Raw genomic sequence first — 21547 nt, 5'->3', positions numbered from 1 at the left:
TGAATTCGTTAAGCGCTTATTGTGAGTGGCATACTGAATTTATCACCTAGTCCCCTTTCCATTTAGTTTTGAATGGTTAGTTCATCATAAGCCCGGTGAAGTTTTTTCCGGGCTTTGTCTACATCAAACAACCATTCGATGGATGCTTTCGCTGCATTGCGCATACTCTCCTAAGCTTTAAGCTCCCGATGCAATTCCTCCCAACTCCCGATACGTCGATTAAGGCATTGCTGATTCATAACGCCGATCTCAACCACAGGACCCTCTCTTCCGCTCTTCCTAGTCCCTTATTTTCCTAGCACCTAACACCTTCTCTTCCTAGTCCCTTATTTTCCTAGCACCTAACACCTTCTCTTCCTAGTCCCTGCTCTTCCTCCCCCCTTTTCCCATTAATAAAATAATAAACGTCGCTCGGCTGCCCGCTTTAAAACCCTCCTCATTTCCTGCTCTTCCAATATCCATACAATGCACCCATCGAACAGCGAGTGAGGCCATTACCCCATCAATGCTTGGTGGTAGCAGAAGCCGGTCAGCGTTTGGTCATGATGGGTGGGCTTTGGGTCAAAGCGGAGGAAACGCGCTGTTTCGTTGAATCGGAAAACGGTGTCCCTAATGCTAGCGGCAGCGGTCATGGCAAATGACACAGTCACCATCACAACACATAACCCAGTAACCAAGAGGAGCGTTCATCACTTTTCTTTACTTCTGCGAGGTTCCACGACGGACATCGCACCTGGAAAACAACACCGGTTGCCAAGGGCGGTTTGGCCTGAGTGCAACCCAGTCAAGCAAGAGGCAGTGACGAATGAAAAAACAGATGAGAATGAAAAAACAGACTTTAGCCCTGTGGGTAGGGCTTGTGCTGGCGGGTCAGGCATCAATGGCGCTGGCCAGCAACCAAGTGGGCGAATTTTACGTCGGCGGCAAAGCGGGTTTGACCCAATTTTCCGACGAGTGTGGGTCGAACATCCGGGACTGCGAAGATCAAAGCGAAGACGTTGGCGTGTATGGCGGTTACCAAGCGCTGGACTGGCTGGCAGTGGAAGTGGGTTACGACTCCCTTGGCAAATCGAAAGCCGATTACTCGGCGCTGATGAAGCCGGGCGAGGTGGCGCATTACGACGCCACGGTACAAGGCATTGAGCTGGGTCTGAAAGCGGATTACGCGCTGACTGAGCGCGCGGGTCTGTTTGCCAAAGCGGGCACCTTGCTGTGGCAAGTGGAGAAAAGCGGCAGTGAGCCGGGCCTTGGCAGCGTGAACCAAGAAGAAGACGGCAGCTCCCTGATGCTGGGCGCGGGGGTGGAGTACCGCTTGACCGAGCACTGGAACACGCGCTTGGAGTACCAGTACTTCAACGAAGTGGGCGGTGAGAAGACGGGCGGCTCCGACATTCACTTTATCGGCGTGGGGCTGGATTACCGCTTTGGCGGCGCAGCGCAAACGGCGATGAGTGAGCCGATGGACGTGCGTCCGGTGGACGAGGTGGTGATGAGCGAACCCGAGCCAGTGATGGAAACTGTGGCCGAGCCAGAGCCACAAGTGATTGAGACTTACACCCAAGTGGTGAGCAGCGCCTTTGGTGAAGCGCTGTTTGAAACGGGCAGCACCACCTTAAGCCCGTCGCTGATGCTGCAACTGCAACCGCTGTTGGCGCGCTTAAAACAGTACCCCGAGACGGTAGTGGAAATCAGCGGCCACACCGATTCGAAAGGCAGTGACACGCTTAACCAGCGCCTGTCTGAGCAGCGCGCGCAATCGGTGGCCAACTACCTCATCAGCAAAGGGGTAGACCCAGAGCGCATCACCCGCGTGGTCGGTTATGGCGAGAGCCTGCCGGTGGCGAGTAACGACACGGTGAGCGGCCGAGCGCAAAACCGCCGAGTGGAGATTGTCTCTCCGGAAGCGATGAGCAGTCACAGCACGCGCAGTGACCAAGAATAAGCGCACTTTACTGCGCAATCGATGTAGGACCTATTTTATGAAAAGAACGCAATTTAAAATGAAGAAGAAACACGCGATGAAAGTCGCGCCCTTGATGATGAGCTTGCTGCTGATGGCGTGTGGTGGCGAAGACAGTGGTTTGCCCAATCAGGGGATAGGCAATGGCAATGGCGGTGGCGGCAACCCGCCGATGTTTAACGGTTTTTGTGCAGTAGGCGAAGAAGGCACGGAAGATTGTGATGGTTTTTGTACGCTACCGGAGGAAGAGGGCTCAGAAGACTGTGGCTATGGGTCCAACGGTGGCAATGGTAACGGTAACGGGAACGGCGTGTGTGAAGCGGGCGAAGACCACACCCCGGACTGTGATGGTTTGTACGTCTCTCCGGCGGAAAAGGGCTCGATAGATGAAAACGGCGCTCAGCTGAGCAGCATCACGGTGTCGCCAGACCCACTGACGCTGTACAAACCACTGGGCGGCGAGCTGACGGCGACGGGCACGTTTGACAATGGTCAGAGTAAAAACATCACCGGCTTACTGGATTGGACCTCTGGGGATGAAGCCATCGCGACGGTTGAGGGCCCGAGCGAGGGGTACGACGGTAATATTGAGTCGGTAGCGGTGGCCTCGCAAGGGGTCGGCAGCACCACCATGACGGCGCAAAGCGACACGGTGTCGGGCGAGGTGGCGGTGAGCGTAGCGCAGGGCACAGTGAACGCCAATAGCGTGGCGCTGATGCTGGAGCACGAGAGCGTGAACCTCAACCTGAGCAACCAAGCGACGGTGGAGTTTGAGCTAGAGGAGCAGCCTGGGGTAATCATCAGCAGTGCCGATATGGCGGATGCGGGGAACATCACTTGGCAGTTGGACCCACAGGAAAACGGGCTTAGTGTGGGTGCGGAAGGGAAGGGGAGCACCGAGATGACGACAGAGACGTTGGGCTTAACGCAGAGTGACCCGCATATCACCGTGGTGGCGAACTTTGATGCAGGCGGTCTGTTTGCGGGCGTCACGGGCATGCAAAAAGACTTTACCCTGACGGCCTCAGCGGTGGATGGTGGCGCAACGCAAGTGGTGACCACGGTGGATGGCACGACAAGTCACGAAAGCGCGCTGGACGTGCCGAAAGGCAGCGAAGTCAAGGTTGAAGCGGAATTCCACTTTGAGGATGGCAGCAGCTACACCACCACCGACAGCGAGTACGTCACCTGGACAGTCAGCCCAGAAGATTCGGGCGTAACGGTGGATGAAAACGGCATGGTCGACACCAGCGGTGTAACAGGCAGCGACAACGTAGTGGTAACCATCACCGCAACAGGTCACGGCCCGTTTGAAGGGGTAACGAAAACCACCACGATGACGATTACCGCGCCCGATTTCAGCACCTTAAACGCGGCGGCGTGTGGCGGTCAGTTGAATGATGCCGATAAGACCAATGCGACAGGGGAATGCTTAAAAATCGCGACCAACAATGCAGGTCAGTGGTTTACCTCCTCGCCGAGTGAGGCCATGGTGCAAGCGTTAGGCTATACCCAAGCCGCAGGCAGTGTCGATACCAATGGCGGGCGAACTTACGCCAGTACCCATACCCAAACTGGCTCAGATGGCACTGCTGGCGGCGTGTTTGCAGGCTTTGACCAGTTGGCGATAGGCAATGGTGTGGGGGTCAACGGCCAGTTTGATCGCTGGTGTCAAGATTTAGCGGCGATGAACTTTGGTGGGAAAGCGGATTGGCGCCGTCCGACCGACAACGAGCTGTTGAGCCTATATATCGCCAGGGGCAACATGTGGAGCGTTTCGGGTTGGCCGGCCAACTACGCCTACTACTCGAGTACCCCGTACAGTAATACTTCCGACTTCTGGAGGGTGGACCTGAGAGACGGCTATATGAACACTAGTAATCCGGCCTACAGCCAATACGTCTCGTGCGTGTCAGGTTATTAGAGTTTAGCGTTTAAGGTTTAACCTTTATCTTTTATGTTTTTTTGCTTTTCACTGCGCCCCGTAAGGGGCGCTTTTTGCAGGACAAAAAACAAAGATATTGGTTAAACCCTCGGGGCAACGCTTGGCCAGCAATACCGACCGCAGCGTTACCCCGGCGCAGCACCACTGCTGCCAACGCAGGCCATAGGCCGCCACTTTCTCACTGGCTTGGGATTCACTCAAACCTTGCGAGAGAGCTTGTGCATAACACTGGCGGCATTTGGCTGCGAAATAAGATAGGGCTCTCGGCGCCACGCCGCAGAGCCCGTTTTCGTTCAATTGATAACCCAGCAAATGGGAGCGCGAGTTACCCGTCGAACTACAACGTTAACGCTTCGTGCGTGTCAGGTTCTTAGGGAAGGGAGTCGCAAGGTGCTAGGTTTCTGGGTGCTAGGAACTAGGTACTAGGTACTAGGTACTAGGAAGAGCAGGAAGAGCAGGAAGAGCAGGAAGAGCAGGAAGAGCAGGAAGAGCAGGAAGAGCAGGAAGAGCAGGAAGAGCAGGAAGAGCAGGAAGAGCAGGAAGAGCAGGAAGAGCAGGAAGAGCAGTTAAGAGCGGGCCGCTTTGCTCTTCCTCGTCCCTAGCAATCTCGTCCCTGAGTTCCTCGTCCCCTCGCCCCTAGCAATCTCGTCCCTTCTTTCCCTAGTCCCTTTCTTTTCCTCGCTCTCTATCAAACACCGCATAAAATAACCGGTCAGCCAAAGCTGAACATTCATCGCTTCCAGTGCGAAATGGTTAGCATGGCTGCCATCAATCACCACTTTCTCAGGTAAACCATTCTGGGCAATCGCCTTATTCAGAAAGGCTCTAGCGGCGGCCTCCTCGCGATTGGCGCAGAGGTAATAGTCAATGACATCCCCAAACTTATCGACTGCTCGATAGCAGTACCACCACTCACCTTTGATTTTGATGTAGGTTTCGTCCATCCGCCACGATCCAGACACCGCCTTTTTCTTGCGTCTAAGATGGTGTTCGAGGATGGGCGTAAATTTCAGCACCCAACGATTAAGCACCCAACGATTAATTAATAGTGGCGTGGTCAACGAGAACGCCTCTTTCGCGTTGAATTTCTTTGATCTCGCGATAACTCATATTGTAAGCGAGATAATAACGGTCAGTGTCAAGAATAACTTCAGAAGGGTAATGGCAACCTTTAAACATTAATATTCAAAGTGTTAAGAAGTGGACATTGAGCAAATAGTAACCTAAAGCTTCAAAGTTTGCGACAGAACCTCAAAACAGCCGAAATTCCTACCGAAAAAACATGAATCGCTACGTTTCAATAATAGTGTTGGTAAAACTGAAATTATGAAATTATATATTAAGCGCAGGTTCGTTTTGAACGTGATTTATAAAATTAACGATATTGATATGAATACATTTTTATGATTTATAAATAATATCTAAAACTTTACTATTGTTACCGTAGAATAGGGAATTATAAATATGAAAGAATCCAAAGTAATAGCAATGGCGGCAACCTTACTAATACTGACTTCAGGGTCTGCTGTTGCAGGAAGTAAAACAGTTAATCTTGAAAATGTATCTACAATGAAAGTTTACTGGGATAGCCCAGATTCTGGAGGTGATATAAAAATAAAAGTATATGATAGTGGATGTGGTGACAAATCTATAGGATCTTAATATATCACAAAGAATAATGGTGCTGTTTTTGAGTTTATTCCCTGGGGCGATGATAGAACTCTGACATATAGTTCAAAAAATTTTGACTGTATTGATCTTAATGATGGTGATAGAAATGATGACATCACAGTCACATACGAAAAATCATACCAAAAATATTATCCTTTAGTTGGTTGGAAAACAATACCTTCCAAGTTCCGACTTGAATACGCCCCAGGAGGAACAGATAACAAGGATTTAATATATATAGAAAAAGGGAATTATAGAAATGCAAAAATATCATGCGTACATGACAAAGATGGGGTTGATGGTACTGATGATAAATATATTTATCCTGTAGTAGAAAATGGCACGATAAAATTACTGATTAGTGAGAGTAAAAATTCATTGTGTTAATTAACCGTAACTGTTCACCGAGAGCACCTTGTGTTATCGCATGGTCTGTACAGTTTAGTGAATTACGTTGAAATTGGTTGCTACAGATCCGCCTGGGTAGCACTTAATGCTAAAGTTGTCGCCAATGCAAAGTCCTGATTCACTGTCGATACCTCGCGGGTGAACAGTTACAATTAACTTAGGCCTGGATAAATAATATCATTTTATCCCCCTCCGTCATCAGAAATACTGCGGTATTGAAGGATAGATGGCTAAAATAATAGGTTTTGTTATGTAAGGAAACATATAATGAAAAAAACGCTATATTTTTTACTGCTAAATACGACAATATTACCCGTTCATTCAGAGGTATTTACTCATTTAGAACAAGCATTACCAACAAAGGTCAATATCAAAGGTCAGGAACCGATGTTTGATTTTGACAATGACAGTTGTTATCCCTCAGCAGGAATTAGTAAATATGGACAACAAAATCGTGGGCTAAATGTCACTGGAGGGATAACCACAGGTTGTCGAGCAAGGGATTTTCTGAGTTCTTCAAACACTTTACATCGTTATGCGTGCCTAGATTCACAAGGTAACAGCTATTGTGGCCATTTCTACAGCTTATATTTTGAAAAAGACCAGGTTACAGCATATAGAGATCTTTTTGGACATCGACACGATTGGGAGCATGTTGCTATCTGGACGAAAAATGGAGTTATTACTCACGCCAGTTACAGTGCCCACGGAAAGTTAAACACAAAGCCAATTACCCAGACAGCGCGAGAAGGTGACCACGTCAAATTTGTATATCATAAAGATGGTGTGGGAACACACGCTTTCAGATTTGCTCGTCAAAGTGAAACTGCAGAAAACGGTTATGGTTATTGGGTAACCCCAATAATTACAACTTGGTCTCAGATGAAGGGAAATGGAATAAGTAATAGTTCGATGCGGCAATTATTGAATGATTTTGATTATGGCAAGGCAACGATTCCTATGAAAGATGTAAACTTCATGACTAACCTAAATAAAGGAAAACCATATGGTTACCCTTCGTTTACAAAATATAGTATTGAAAGATCTGACTAGAAATGCACGTAGACAAAGTGGAGTTTTTCAGGGAGATCGCAGGCCAGCTATGATATTTATCTAGCCCCGGCTGAATTTTATCAATAATCATAATTTTTTTGAAACACATAAATTCTTAAAAAATAATGAGAGAATTTATAGCATATATATCCTATGAAATGGAGGGGAATATAAATTTATAATTAGCAGGTGAAAAATTTAATTTTGCTGATTTGGTAAATATTGAGATCATTAGAAATTCTGTGTCTGCTAGTTTTTATAAATATCTAAGATATTATCCAATTGGCTATACTAGATGACCTTAAAAGTGAATCATTAGTTTTAAAATTAGAGGAAATAGCAATGAAATTAAATAATAAAATAACCACAGTAATCTTGATGTCCGTGATTTCTGCTCATGCAAGTGCTTTTATTGTTCCGGAATTTGAGTTTTATGAAGGATCGCAAGGTCAGCAGGACACAGTGTGTAATTTGAGCGTATTGCCTGGTAATAAGGAAGATTTTTATTTTAAAAAAAATGACTGTACTAATGATGAAGCTAGATCTTTAATCATTAGAGATGCACCAGCTGGCACCATAATCAAGATTTATGATGATCCGAAGATGTCCAGTAATGATGATTACCTAACAATTAATGTGATACAAGACATTATAGAAGGTAAAGTAATTGGTACTTTTGAGGAAAGCTTTTCCGATGAATCTGTTGAGGTAATTTATCATGAAGATAACGGATTAAATGGTAAAGTTTCTGCCGTTCGAATTACTGTACCAAACATTGATTAACATCATCAGCTAGAAACCGTAAAAATCAATCTTTGATGTTTGGTAAAATTAAGGGTTTGATATTTATAAATTGATTATCAAACCTTTTAATTTTTTAAAAAATTTTTAGAGGTCTCATATCATGAGAAAATCAATTGTACTACTAATAGCCCTGCTATTTTCTTCACTATCTTATTCTTATTCTGATGTTATTAAGGATTTTTCAATTAGTTTATCTGGATCCGATCGTGGACAGATATTTTCAAATGGTAACAATCAGATAGAAATTTTTGTTAACGTTGATCTCGATGAAGGAGAAGAAATTGAATGGATAAAATTAATCCGTAAGCAAGACAAAAAAGATATCCAAGAGTTAGGATGGTTATATCGTTCTCCTCTTGGACAATCTGACGAATACTATAGTATTCACGGAAAATACGCACTTCCAAATGCCTTTATTAAAACAACACAAGGTAACCCATTTGCGCAATCAAGAGAGCTGCGCAGCAAGGCAGATCAAAGTATTCAATATAACAGTAAGGCACTTCAAAGTATTGAATATAACTATGAGACTCTTCCCCTTACCGTCACACATTCACAGACGCTTTACCTTTCCTCAGATGTTGTTCAAACAGTTGACATTTGCGCAGAAGTGACATTAAAGAGTGGCGTCATTGACACAAGTTGTGAGTATAGCGAGCCAACGATCACGGTAAGCTCCATCACCCCGAGCGTAATTCCAAGCAACCAATTCTCCTCTTCTGATTTGATTGATGCAGATGATATTGAAGAAGTAAATAATCTTCAACATTTCTCATCTTTAAAAGCAATATTAGCACCCAATGAACTAGAAGGTTTTATTCATGCTATTTACATAGATAGCCCCGATGAAGAGCCGCTATTAATATACGATGAATATAAGGTTAATTTTGCTGGCGAGAAGACAGCCGCATATTGGATTGATAATGAAACATATCACTTTGCTTTACCAAATTTGAATAATTTTAAGTATCTCACTTTAGGGAGAAAACTTGAACTAAATCTAAAATCAGTATCTTCTAAAATAAATACTCTTACTCGAGGGTTTACCCATATTCTTAATGTTGTAACTATACCATATAATATGCAAGGTTCTACTTATGATACCATATGGGTTGTAGATGGTGGTGTTTACAATAATACATATGGCGGTTGCTACTTTCCCCCTGAGCGCAATTTTTTACAAGCCAACTCTACTAACTGCTTAAAAAAACTTTCCGAATCTATATTAGATAAAATAAAAAATAGAGACCAAGAAATAGTCATACTGGATAAGTGGGGAACTCAGCACAGGTTTAAGATTTCGGATGTTATTTAAATAAAAATCTCCTTGTATAAAATCTCTAAGTATAACTCTATTTTTTCAATGCACCAAAAACTGTTGTGACTTCATAACTTAGTACTAAAGATAACATGTTTAGGTTACGTTGTGAGAAAATAATAGGATAACTAAAATGGAAAACATCGTAAGCAATGCATTCAACTTTTCGGAGTTTGTTGATTCAGGAGTTGATCCTCGCACAGGGAGTTACTCGATTAGTTTTACCCTAGGAGAACTATTATCGAATAAACTATCAGGGCCAAATTTTAAATTAACCATTAGCCACAATTATCTCAACAAAGTTGATGAAGGGTTTGGTTTAGGCTGGTCAATAAGTATGTCATCTTATGACAAAATTAGCAGAAAATTGTCATTAAGTTCTGGAAGAACTTTTGAAACCGTACTCAGTAAGGAATCCAACGAACTTATTATCCTCCACAGAAAAACTAAAGATGTTAGAGCATTTTTAGTAGAAAACGAAAGAGAGATAAAAGTAGTTTATATAGATGGAAAAGTAGAATATATAGACTATGAATCCGGAAAGCTCATTAAAACCGTTTCAAACTTAGGGCATGCGATATTTTTCTATTATAGATATTTGAATGGTTTGCTATCTTTGAGTAAGATTTCTGATCAATTTGGCCACAGTATTACAATCGATCATTGGAGCAATAAATACTACACCATAATTAATAGTGTGGCTGAAAATGACATTTATAAAAGAAATTACTTGCTCAGCAAAATATCACACGGATATGGAAGAATACTGACTTCTATCTCTATGGTTAATAGCAGTAATTTAAAGACGACGATTGATTACAAGTATATTGACAAACTGGGTAATTACGCAATTATACAAGTTAAACATTATTCAGGGCTTGTTGAGACTATAGAATATAGCTACGAAGGACACCTTTTACCTAATAAAAAAAACAACTTTAATTTTATTCCAAATGTGAAAAGGCATACACTTTACCCAGGCTCTGAACAGCCTAAGACTGTTTATGAATATGAATATTCATTGAAAAACTATCTTGGCTATGGGAGTAATTTATTATGGGAAGATGGTGTTGATGTGCTTTTCTATACAGCGTCTGACTATAGATATTCTAGCCAAGAGGTAATGAATGGTTCTCACATTATTGAAAGAGTATATAATAAATATCATTTGTTGGAGTCGGAAAAATATTTTAGGAATGGAGTTCTATATAAAGAAATTGACTTAGAATACTATGCCGACCTTACACAAGGTATAGATGAACAACCAAATAATTATTCTTATAAAAAGAAAGAATCGATTACTTTCCATCTTGATGGTAGACAGAGAACAGAAGTTTCTGAATATGGTTTTGATGACTATGGAAACTGTATATTTGAATGTGATAAGGACGGGACAACATCATTTTTTGAATATTACCCTTGCGAAGGAGAACAAAATCAATGCCCTGCACATCCTTACCAATTCATTTGCTATTTAAAAAGCGTCGAAACACATCCCGTAAGCAACACTCATGGGGAAAATATACTTTGGAAGAAGTATAAGTACTCTTTGGTTAGCAATCTAAATGATTGTTCATATATCGCAGAAAGCGAAATGAATACTTCCCACGGTGAAACAACAAAGAATCATTACTTTGACGACCCCAATCAACCAAGAACCTGTGGTTTGGTATCAAACATAGAGATATCTTTGAATGATGAGCTGTGCGGCATTCTGTCTTTTTCTTATGATTTAAATAACAATGAGCGGATAACTCATATTACCATGACCGGGTTCGATGGTCAGTGCGCTACAAAATCAGAAGCACAAAACATCTACTCCGGTAATCTTATATATAGGGTCGATCACGATGGATTAATCACACGTTATACCTATAACGAAAACGGGCAATACACATCTATCGTGGTTGCGCCAGACACAGAAAAATACAGTATAAAAGAATTTGACTACGATTATAGTTCGGACGGAAACAGCTTACTAATTACTGGTTCTCAAGGGCATAAACAAAAATTTATTTACGATGGAATGGGGCGGCAATTATGTCACCTCTCAGAAGATAACTCTGGGAAAGTTAAGATTATTGAAGAAATTCATTATAATGAAAATGGTGAGGTTGATCATTCCATTGAGCGTGATTGGTTTGGTGACCACCCTATGGAGTATTCAACTCATTATTATTACGATTTATTTGGTGAACTAAGTATGACTATTAGACCGAGTGGAAATGTATTAATCAGTGAGTTTAACCCTGTGAAATTAACATCAAAAACAGGAATCGAAGGGCTATCATATGAGATTATTTTGAACGATATCAATGGTAAGCCATTAGAAGAATCTCGATTTACTGCTCAGGGTGTTCAGTACTCTATCAGTAAAAGATACTATGACAGCCATGGTCAAACGATAAAAGCAACCGATCCATTCGGATTTTCTTCATATTATACTTATGACGCTTTGGGCAGAAGCCTCTCAGTGACAGACCCTAACGGTATAGTAAAATCGGTATGTTATTCACCTTATTCACTCAACCAATTAATTACTGAGATAAGCGTATCCGGAAAAGTGGTAGGGGAACGCGTTTATGATGGATTACAAAGGATAGTCTCAGAGACACAAGCAGGAAGAAAGACTCATTATTCATATGATGGGTGCCAAATCAATCCTAGCCGAATGATAACCGCAAAAGAATGTGTATGGTCTTTCGTTTATGATCCACTGCTGAAAAAAAATATCCGAGCATTTACTATTTCGATTGAGCAAACTTTTGATTACCACCCGACCACTAGCAAACTAATCACCAGTGATAATGGAATTAGCAAGAATATTTATGAGTATGACAAGCAAGGAAGAGTTGTTCAAGAAATAAGGATTATTGATGGGAAGCAGTATGAGTCATCGTACGTTTATTCTTTGCTAGGGAAACTATTAATTTATTCTGATTACTTAGGGAATATTGAACGTTACAACTATGATGAAAATGGGAGTCTTATCGAGATAGAAAAAATTGTGAAAGACACTAAGTATATTACGACTTTTGAATATGATAATTATAATAGGTTGTCATATCAATCCTGTTATTGCTGCGATAAACCGACAATCAACCGATTGGAGCATTATATCTATTTTGATGATTTTTCTAGAGAGATTAATCGGATTGTAATTAGTTCAGGTATAATAATCTATTCTATTGCAATCGAATACGATATTTCAGACAGAATAATTTTGAAAGAAAAATCCAGAGAGGGGGTAGTGTTATTAAGTGAGGAGTTTGATTACGATAAAAAAAATCGACTTATTCGCTATAATGCATCAGGGGTTGAGCATCCCAAAAATGCTAGCGGGTTCCCGTTTCATACTCAAATTTTCACCTATGATTTTCTCGATAATATTGAGACGGTTACCACCATATTTATCGATGGAGATCAAGACGTTGAGAGCTATTTCTATGAAAATCCAGATGATCCTACTCAATTAAGTAGAATTGAACACAGCCATCCAGAAATCGATTCCGTGAGTATTGCTTATGACGAACAAGGTAACATAATTATTGATGAACAGCAGCGATTGTACATTTATGATGATAATGAACACTTGGTATTAGTTAAAAATAAATCAAATGAAATAATATCATCTTATTCTTATAATGCTGAAGGTCAATTAATTTGCCAGCACACTGTCGATGATGGTTCAATTTATTATTTATATCGAGGAGATCAACTAGTCAATGAAATCAATGGTGACATAGCGACTAGTTATCTTCGCTATGTGAACAAACCAATATTACGTTTGTACCACCATGATGGTACTACAAGTCCCCAATTTCTAGCAACGGATAAAAGTGGAAGTATAATATCAGAATTCAGTTTTGATGAGTTTGAAGATATACACCATATCTATACTCCGTTTGGTTTTAAATATAACCCCATCATCTCATTATGAAATAAGGAAAGAAAAATGAAAGAAGAACTTCGACATTCCGACATCTCTCTTTTAGATTGTACTTATGCTATCGAAAAAAATGAGACAACACTATACTGTGCAAAAATAGAGTTCGTTGACCACAATGGCAAACCATTAGACATATCGAAAGCAAAGCACGATACGATTATTACCAACTCGTATAACGATAAATGGATTCTCACCAACAATTCCCCCGTCAATAACCCGCTTGTGGCTTTATCCCGAAGGGAATTTGTAAGAAATAGTTTTCTTTTGCTATGCGGATCTCTCGTCCCTTTACGCAGTGTGTACGCTTTAGTGAAGCCAGAAACACACTCATTGATCTCGAACATTCTACAAACCAATCCGCTGGGGTTCCAAGGTGAACGTCTCGATTTATTCACTGGCTTATATCCATTGGGGCAGGGTTATCGGTGGTATAGCCCTGTTCTACGCCGTTTTTGCCAGTATGATCGTATTGCTTCTCCTTTTGGCATTGGTGGTGCGAATGGGTATGCTTTTGCAATGAATAATCCTGTTGGTATGGGTGACCCATCTGGACAAGGGATTGTTGCTGCCATTATTGCCTTTGTTTCATCATTGGTTTCTATGGTTTCGGCGTGCGTGTCTGCGGTCACCAGTGCGGTTTCTTCAGTAGCGGCTGCGGTCGGTACGGCAACCACGGTAACCAGTTTAGTTGGAGGCGCCTCCGGCTCTACAGCGGCAACGCTCGGTTCATGGGCTGCTGTTGGCACCAAGGCCGCTATTTACACCTCTTTGGCGTCGGGTACTGCAGAAGCCGTTAGATCGAGTGTTGGGGCTATCGCTCTGGCTGCGGGCGCAGACCAAGAAACCGCAATGTTTGCTGAAAATATTGCCTACAACGTTTTTGCGGCGGCATTTTTTTTGACGGCGGCGTTTATTCCTATCTCAACAAGCTCAGTGGCAGCTAGAGTAGCCGGAAGCATCAGTCGTAGTACCGCTTCACTAGGCGTTATTTCACAAATAGCATCGGCAACTGGCAGCGGAATCGCGTCCTCCAACCCGATTACAGCCACAAAAATTGTCCAGGCAACTCTTTGGTACGGTGTCGTGGCCGATGCTTTGTCCTTGATGAGTGCGGGCTTAACCAGTTTAAAAATCTCAAGGGTCAGTAGTTCTTACAACCTCAACTCAATGAAATCAAGGCACAGTTATAGACTTACCCTTCGGAGTAATAATCTCGGCATCAACGATCTCGATAACAAAATAAATCGATTCACTAACATTGGTGTTAATGCTTTAGAAAGTACAGCGACTAATTTAGCTGTCGTTGGTTACTATGGCCAAAGTGATAGTGCAAATAGAACGTCAAGTACAATAACTGTTTTTAACCATGGCGTTATGGCTGGTCTCAATCGTAGGCAACTGGCTCATAAAGAGGGGCATCTGAATTTTCTTAAAGAAGGCTTTCGCACCGTTCGCATCGGCTATAAAGGCAGTTGGGCACTCAACTCGCACTTGCCCTTACACGAAGAAGCATTTTACGCTAGAGATGAATAATAGATGCTATACCAGTGGCGAAGATTGTATGCTGGCTTTGATTGCTTGATGCAGTGGCGTAAGCATAGAAGCAATGCGGCTTTGTGCTTCACTTATGGCACCCACTGAGAAAGTGGCCGCTTTGCTCTTCCTCGTGCCCTTGCCCCTAGCAATCTCGTCCCTGAGTTTTTCCTCGCCCCTCGCAACCTCTCTTTGTCGTAATTGAAGTCTAAAATTCAGGCGTTACCCAATCTCCAGAAAAATAAATCTTAATATTTTCAACGTTACTAAGATCGATTTTATCATATTCAAACAATTTAACAGTCCAAGTAGAGAAAGGTGTTGGTTTAAAGATAAATCTTCCAAAGTCCTCAGATATTTCACCAGCTGTAATAACTTTATATTCTTCTCCATTTTTAAAGTAAGAATATATTCTATGAGACTCCTTGGTGTTGAATATATATGGATTATTTTGATAAAAATCTCTAAACTCACCGTTATGAGTTATTTGAAATTCATATTTTCCATCTTCCAGTTCTGAGCCGTAGAGTTCTACGCCAACACTATCTAAATGCACCCTTTCTTTATTGTTAAATATTCCACCACCAAAAGTTTTATGGTTTTGCTCATCAATAATAAAGCTAAATTCACCAGTCTCTCGAAGCCTATTGAGAGCCGCTTGATCATCAAGCTCCATATCTATTACAAAGCTCTGAGGCGGATTTTCATAAAAACCTTCGATCGCATTGGTTAACTGCTGATCCATAGAAACTAGATTTTGATTGTACTCCAAGTAACTAGAATTAACTCTCGGTGTTACTGTGCTTTCTTTGAACGTATGATATTTGTAAGCTGCATTATAGTTTAGCAAAGCACTGTATAGCGGGTGTTTAAATAGGTTATATGCTCGGAAAAGATATTGTTCCACTTCTTTTAGTGCTTGTTCGTCATTATCTAAATCATCTATATATTGAGCTACACTAGCATAATCTTTTTCAATAGCCTCCTTTGCTAACTGAAGCTCAGTTAATCTATACATGGCTACAACAAGATTTACTTGCAACCCAGACGCACTCGAACCCCAAGTCATAAGCTTATTTAGCTCATTTTTGTACTCTCTTGTGCCTAGAACGCCCAACTCTTGAGCAGCACCAAGCGTAGTATCAATATCGATTCGAGCAAGTTCCCAACTTGTACTAGAAGATCCGAGATCAGGGATATCGACTCCTAGGTCATTCATTAGCCCATGTAGCTCAGCTGTTAGTTGGTTGTTTTTTATTAGTTTCAATACCTTATCTAAACTATTGCTGAGATCTTTGGTCTTATTGATATCTTTACTGAGTTGCTCTAAGCGTTTCGAAATCGACACGGCTTGTTGAGCGCCCTGTGCGGCATCGCCAACTGCTTTCGCCGTGGTTTCTATTGCTGCGGGTCCGATAGCAAATGCAGAAATCACGGATGAGCCCAAGTCAGCCAAAGAGCTAAATACTTCAATAGCTATCCCAGCGATAAACTTACGCTGATAATCAATAATACCTTGCCTGAAATTTTGTTTAGCAGTTTCGACTATATCCTCTTGCTCCTTAAAGCTTTTTATTCGGCTCTCAATGCCATTTTGGAAATAAGTAATTTGCCTCTCTAGATTTTCAATAATGCCTTGTTGAGCACTAAGAGCATGATCTAACTTATCCAACATCAGACGAGCACTCTCTTTCCTTGCTTGAATATCATTTTGATGGTTTTCGAACTGATCATACTCACTTTGAAATGCTTCCATGGCATCTAGAATTTGACTGTAGCTATTGGAATATAAATTTAAATCAAGTACTGGAACAAAATTCTGCGCTTTCTGAGAAGAGGAATAAAATAAAGATAAGCTTTTAAGCGAGCGGAAAATATCATCGAAATTCCACTGACTTTCTTCATTGACTAGGGAGTCACTGCTTGCCAAGATATTAGCGTACCAATTAAGCATATCAATGCTAAGTTTTGGCTGAGTATCGTAAATAGATGCACCATAATCATAGGCTTGGTTGAAAATATAATCTCTGTCTTCGTTTAGTTGTGCAACTATTCCCTCTATACTTTCGCTATCATAGGTAACGGTTTCCTTACCAAGTAGGTTTATATAGGTAAATTTGAAACTATCGTCTTTATCTTCAACGCGGGTAATATTTCCTGTTGATGAAGTAATGAGTATTCCTGACTCAATCTGATCTGCAACAATAGTGACAGATGTATTGGCATCCTCTAACTGACTAAAACCAATAAGGCCATCTCCTTTTATAACACGAGCCAGTATAAAAATGTGCTTACCTTGAATGTTTTCTGCAACGACTTCATCAAGCAATAATGTATCAGCGATAAAAATATACCGCCCTCTATTCGGATACTGTTTGAAGGCTTTATTTAGATCCGCTGCGTTAAGCAACATTGCTTGCCTAACAACTTTACGGCTACTGATATCAACCATTTGCTCCGTTTGACTCGGAAAATAACTGGGAACAGAAACACCATAATAGTTAGACCACGGACTTGCTGAGGCACCAAAACTGGCTAGCATCAAACCAGTAAGAATTTTGCTCTTCTTAAAAAACATAATCAGTACTCTATTGAATTAGTATAAAAAAGTAATGGCAGCCAAATTAATGGCTGCCCAAAATTTGCTATTCGTTGCTTTGAGTCACGTAAGCGTTTCGTACCCATTGTTCCGTGGTCTCTTTAATTTCTTCCCAACGGATTTCTAAGTCTTGAAGCTCTGTAGCCGTAAGCGCGATGGCAATCAGCAAGTCAGGATTGTTGATAACATCTTCACTGTTTGCATCTTTTATACCTTCGAGTGCCGCTTCCAGTTGAGCCACAACAATTACCCAAGCGCCTTTGAGTTTTTGTAGAGCATTAAGTGCTGCAGATAATTGATCTCGTGTATTTGTAATACTGCTATTGGCAAGCTGCCACGAAGCGTAAGTTAGCTCCTCTGTCTTGAGCCGTTTAGCCAAATTATCAATATCTTCTTTAATGAATTTGATTTCGTTTTTCAATGCAACAGCTTCTACTGTCGCCCCAGATGCAGCACCGATCGATGCAATTAACCCAAAAGGAAAAGCAACTGTAGAATAAACGGGAGACGTTGATGCCACTTTTACCCACTTGCTATATTCTCTATTTGCTTCTTCAATTCTGTCTTGTAGTTTGTCTATCTCGGCTTTTGTTGCTGAGCCGTCATTTTCTAGGATGTCAGCGTTTGTCGACTGAACCTCTTTTAGTTTTTTATCCTCTTCACTTAACGTATTCACAAATTCGGTAAGTTTTGTACTGAGTTCATCAGCCTTATCATAATATTCTTGAGTATCGGTTAGCATGTTATCGAGCAGTTTGCGAATAACTGTTAAATACGAATCACCAGCCGATAGATTATTCTGATCGAGAGCTGAAAACAGCTTGTCAACAAAATAGGAAATATTCTCGCTTCCTGTCAGAACATCGTCTGAGTAAATGACAATGTCTGTGGCTAAGCCGACCATTTGATCTCTATACCCTCCGGCATTAAGCCATTGTCCTGAAATATCATGCACACTATTATAGCTTCTCAAGAGCTCTTGATATTGACTATCAAAATCTAAATAACCTAATTTAAATTGGTTACGCATATCATTTTCGGTAATAGGTAAAGCCCTTGCGGCCTCAGCAAAAATTTGGATTGCTGCCCACTCATCTGTACTTAAAACAAACGCTTCTTGGTTGGTTTCTTCGTTTGTATAGGTAAAGTCTTTTGGAGCATCACCGATTTTCTCTGCGAGAACAATTGCATTAAAACCACACGCCAATAGAACAGCTAGAGCACTTCTTTTTAGTTGCATATTAATAATTCCTAATTACTATTTTTACCGAATCTATTTTACTGATTAGTAAACTCTACATTTCACACCTACGTTAATAATTAAAATAGTGTGAAGCGGAGTTTATTTTTAAGTAAAAGAACGATACCACCTTGAATGTGATCGGCAGGTTTAAAATATTACAGTTATTTAACGGTCTTAAAATTCTTCCACTCAGACAATAATAAATGCTTAGTTCACCTTGGAATCATTTTGCCGTCCATTTAATAATATCGGCCTGTTGAAAAAATTGGTAGATGCTGTAATCCATAAATACTTGGAACACAATGTTTCTCATAGCGATGCGGTGTTTTCCATGCTCCTTAAATGGACTTGGCTTTTATCATAGATTTCACCTTAAGCCGTGAGAACAACATACATAATCGCTTACTTGATGTTTTTCCTTGAGTTCCTCTGGGCAGAATTTTGTGCATTCTTGAATATATAGCTGGCAAAGTTCTTGCCGGGAAACTCGGAACAACGCGTTCTTTGCTGCTACGTTCTTTGCTGCTATTAGGTTGCTAGGAAAAGCAGCTCGCTAGTTTTCTAGGTACTAGGAAGAGCAGGGACCTGTGGTCCTATGGCCCTAGGAAGAGCAAAAGCGGGCCGCTTCGCTCTTCATCGTTTCTAGTAATCTCGTCCCTCGTCTCTTTATTTTCCTAGTACCTAGCTTTCCTTTAAGCCCTTCTTAAAGCGAAAGATTACCAGTGGCATGCCATCGTCACTGTTCTGCTTCTCCCAAAAACTGCCTTTAATCACATCATTACTTTTATTGATTAATGCAATATATTGCACATTTGATAAATCAATATCAAAAGCATTCAAAGTGATAAGCAATGGTGCGCATTATGTTAATATTCTTTTCATCTATTTCTCCTTTGTTTATTTAACGTTTTCCGTATCCTTTATCTTTTTAATAAACGATCGCACTAAGGACGCCAGCAATAGTTTTTTTAACTCGCGGAATTAAGTTCATATCTTTTCAATGTTAAGAAAGATATATATAAATCAAAGCAAGTGAATATTATGAAACACTCTGATTTGTTGATTGGTTTATTTGTTGAGGTAACATTAAAAACATAGGATTCTACATTTATATCTTAATCCATATCAGAACTATTATTCTGTATAATTGAAATTAGGAGGTTTTAAATCAAAAGTTTAGTGAGTAGAGTTAGGTGTTTAATCGATAGGTCATTAATTTTATATATTAATTTAACAATTAGAGAACTAGTAGTATGAATATAAACAAAATATCAATTCTGATTTTATTTTCGGCGAGCGCGATTACATCGATTTATGCTCAGGCTGCAGTGGATGGCAGTGTTGAAGTTAAGTTCCAAAGTTCTATTACATCCGCCTCTTGCGATATTGGCGTGTATGACGAAAACGATATTTTGGTTTCTTCCAGCACGATTGTTCTGCCTTCCATAACATCCAGTGATGTCGGCACAACCATTGGCGCGGTGGGCGATAGCGTCACGTTTAAAATTGGCCCGGCCGACCCGACGGCCTGTTTTAATAACGGAGCGGTGACGGGCTATCAGATCGTGGCGACCGGATCGCAAGTTGGGCCGAATGTACTGCAAAATTCTTACACCACAGGTCCATCTAACATAGGGGTTGAACTGCTGGCCGCAAACGGTTCCCCAGTCTTAGATACGCCGATTGTCGGCTCGGTTGCCGCACCGGAAGATACGCTGCTTGAATTCACCGGTTCGCTTTATCACACCGATGCCACTGCGCCAGTTGAAGGTCTGATTGGTGCGTCAGCGGTATTTACCACTGCGTACAATTAACTCGCAACGTTGGTTGGCACAGGGACAGGGCTTTAAATCATGCCTCAAATAACAAGTTTGCCTACTTGCCTAAGCAAGTAGGCAACTTGTAATCGACGCAAGCAGCGGCTCGTTAAGGCCCATTTGGGTATGGATGCCTGCTCAACCGTTAACCTATGGCACAGTGCTCAGTAAATAAAGTGTTCAGCAAATAACGTGCATTGATTTAATCGGCAAGTGAAATAGAAAAAGGAAGTATAAAAAATGAAAAAAGTCCTTTTATTAGTGAGCTGCCTATTGACGCCTAGTATATTTGCTGAAGTGTATATTTCAGGGCGGGCCGGTGGTGCTTGGAGCGATTTTTTATGTGATAGTGCTTGCAATGATCGAAGTTATCTTTTGGGAAGCAGCCTTGGGTATCAGCTAAATCATGATTGGTCCATTGAGGTCAGCAGTGATTATTTGGGTGAAGTGGAAATTCAAGACGGCACACATTTAGCAAAGTCAAATCTTTCCATATACAGTATTACGCCTAAGTTGACTGCACCCGTTGGAGAGAATATCGAATTCTATGTCAAATTTGGTGGCGCAATTTACGAATACGCAGCAAGTGAAAATTATACCTTTGTGGGTGGGTTTGGTTTTAATTATCATTTAGACAATCAAATTAAACTCGGTTTGGGTTATCTAACCTTTCCTAATATCGGATATCGAGATGTTCAAGATGGGATAGTGAATAGCCTAGCGTTAGAACTCACTTATCGATTTTCTTCCGCTGGTGAAAAAGGCGAACAGGTCAAAAAAGCGCTGCAAGATGTTAATACTGAACAAGATGTTAATACTGAAAAAGTTAACCTTGCACAGGAGATGTTCGAAAATGAAAAAAGACTCAACACGCCGAGTAAACACCTATTTTCTGAAGCTCTGCAACGAGTCTTTTTTCCAACAGCACGTGCCACTTTATCTCAAGATAGTTTGAATGTAATCGAACAGATCGCCTCAATTCTTACACAGCATCAAGAGGCATCGCTTATTATTATTGGCTTTTCCGATAGTGTTGGTAAACAAACGGATAATTTTCAGTTGTCCATGCAAAGAGCGCTCAGTGTTGAATCTGCCTTATTGAATCATGGGATAAAGAAAGAGCGAATGACCATTCTCAGCGAAGGAGAGGCTCACCCCATTGCAACCAATAGCACGGCTGAAGGACGGGCGCAAAACCGTCGAGTTGATATGGTAATACCAGAGTTTACTTATTTTAAATAACGACA

Annotated in this window: 13 protein-coding genes and 1 pseudogene; 11 read left to right on the top strand and 3 right to left on the bottom strand. The window is 41.4% G+C overall.

Annotation, left to right across the window (positions count from 1 at the left end):
• Positions 1 to 485 precede the first annotated feature (485 nt).
• From UF06_RS26835 to UF06_RS09800, 3 genes are all read left to right on the top strand, one after another.
• Complete coding sequence (locus UF06_RS26835; protein ID WP_171816724.1) at positions 486 to 641, top strand: hypothetical protein; 156 nt, start codon at positions 486 to 488, stop codon at positions 639 to 641.
• A 182-nt stretch (positions 642 to 823) separates the two neighbouring features.
• Positions 824 to 1942: an outer membrane beta-barrel protein gene (locus UF06_RS09805; RefSeq protein ID WP_045570300.1), complete on the top strand. Its 1119-nt coding sequence runs from the start codon at positions 824 to 826 to the stop codon at positions 1940 to 1942.
• Positions 1943 to 1979: 37 nt separating this feature from the next.
• Complete coding sequence (locus tag UF06_RS09800) at positions 1980 to 3884, top strand: DUF1566 domain-containing protein (protein ID WP_082069667.1); 1905 nt, start codon at positions 1980 to 1982, stop codon at positions 3882 to 3884.
• Positions 3885 to 4612: 728 nt separating this feature from the next.
• On the opposite strand, the pseudogene UF06_RS26005 reads toward UF06_RS09800, so the two are convergent.
• Positions 4613 to 5084: pseudogene (locus tag UF06_RS26005) on the bottom strand (IS6 family transposase); the annotation flags it as partial.
• A 285-nt stretch (positions 5085 to 5369) separates the two neighbouring features.
• Here UF06_RS26005 and UF06_RS09785 point away from each other — a divergent pair.
• From UF06_RS09785 to UF06_RS09760, 6 genes are all read left to right on the top strand, one after another.
• Positions 5370 to 5567 (top strand): hypothetical protein, encoded by a 198-nt coding sequence (locus UF06_RS09785; protein WP_045570277.1) that lies wholly within the window; start codon positions 5370 to 5372, stop codon positions 5565 to 5567.
• Positions 5568 to 6251: 684 nt separating this feature from the next.
• Positions 6252 to 7037, top strand: a complete 786-nt coding sequence (locus UF06_RS09780; RefSeq protein WP_045570276.1) for an NPP1 family protein — start codon at positions 6252 to 6254, stop codon at positions 7035 to 7037.
• 342 nt (positions 7038 to 7379) lie between these two features.
• On the top strand, positions 7380 to 7820 hold the full coding sequence (locus UF06_RS09775) for a hypothetical protein (protein WP_045570275.1): 441 nt from the start codon (positions 7380 to 7382) through the stop codon (positions 7818 to 7820).
• A gap of 121 nt (positions 7821 to 7941) precedes the next feature.
• Entirely contained in the window at positions 7942 to 9156 is a 1215-nt protein-coding gene (locus tag UF06_RS09770; protein ID WP_045570274.1) for a hypothetical protein, read from the top strand.
• Between the two features lie 136 nt (positions 9157 to 9292).
• Entirely contained in the window at positions 9293 to 13099 is a 3807-nt protein-coding gene (locus UF06_RS09765; RefSeq protein ID WP_045570273.1) for an RHS repeat protein, read from the top strand.
• Between the two features lie 15 nt (positions 13100 to 13114).
• Positions 13115 to 14641: an RHS repeat-associated core domain-containing protein gene (locus tag UF06_RS09760; RefSeq protein WP_052702544.1), complete on the top strand. Its 1527-nt coding sequence runs from the start codon at positions 13115 to 13117 to the stop codon at positions 14639 to 14641.
• 208 nt (positions 14642 to 14849) lie between these two features.
• Here UF06_RS09760 and UF06_RS09755 read toward each other — a convergent pair whose 3' ends face one another.
• Complete coding sequence (locus tag UF06_RS09755; protein WP_045570272.1) at positions 14850 to 17219, bottom strand: hypothetical protein; 2370 nt, start codon at positions 17217 to 17219, stop codon at positions 14850 to 14852.
• A 67-nt stretch (positions 17220 to 17286) separates the two neighbouring features.
• Entirely contained in the window at positions 17287 to 18480 is a 1194-nt protein-coding gene (locus tag UF06_RS09750; RefSeq protein ID WP_045570271.1) for an alpha-xenorhabdolysin family binary toxin subunit A, read from the bottom strand.
• Positions 18481 to 19736: 1256 nt separating this feature from the next.
• On the opposite strand from UF06_RS09750, the gene UF06_RS09745 reads away from it, so the two are divergent.
• On the top strand, positions 19737 to 20297 hold the full coding sequence (locus UF06_RS09745; RefSeq protein ID WP_045570270.1) for a fimbrial protein: 561 nt from the start codon (positions 19737 to 19739) through the stop codon (positions 20295 to 20297).
• Between the two features lie 243 nt (positions 20298 to 20540).
• The gene (locus UF06_RS23170) at positions 20541 to 21542 is read left to right on the top strand and encodes an OmpA family protein (protein WP_052702543.1); all 1002 of its coding nucleotides are present in this window, start codon (positions 20541 to 20543) and stop codon (positions 21540 to 21542) included.
• Positions 21543 to 21547: the final 5 nt, after the last annotated feature.

It is taken from the genome of Vibrio sp. S234-5 (genome assembly GCF_000960595.1).
GTDB lineage: Bacteria > Pseudomonadota > Gammaproteobacteria > Enterobacterales > Vibrionaceae > Vibrio.
Note: the sequence above shows the minus strand (reverse complement) of the source record. Positions and strands in the feature narration are given on the sequence as shown.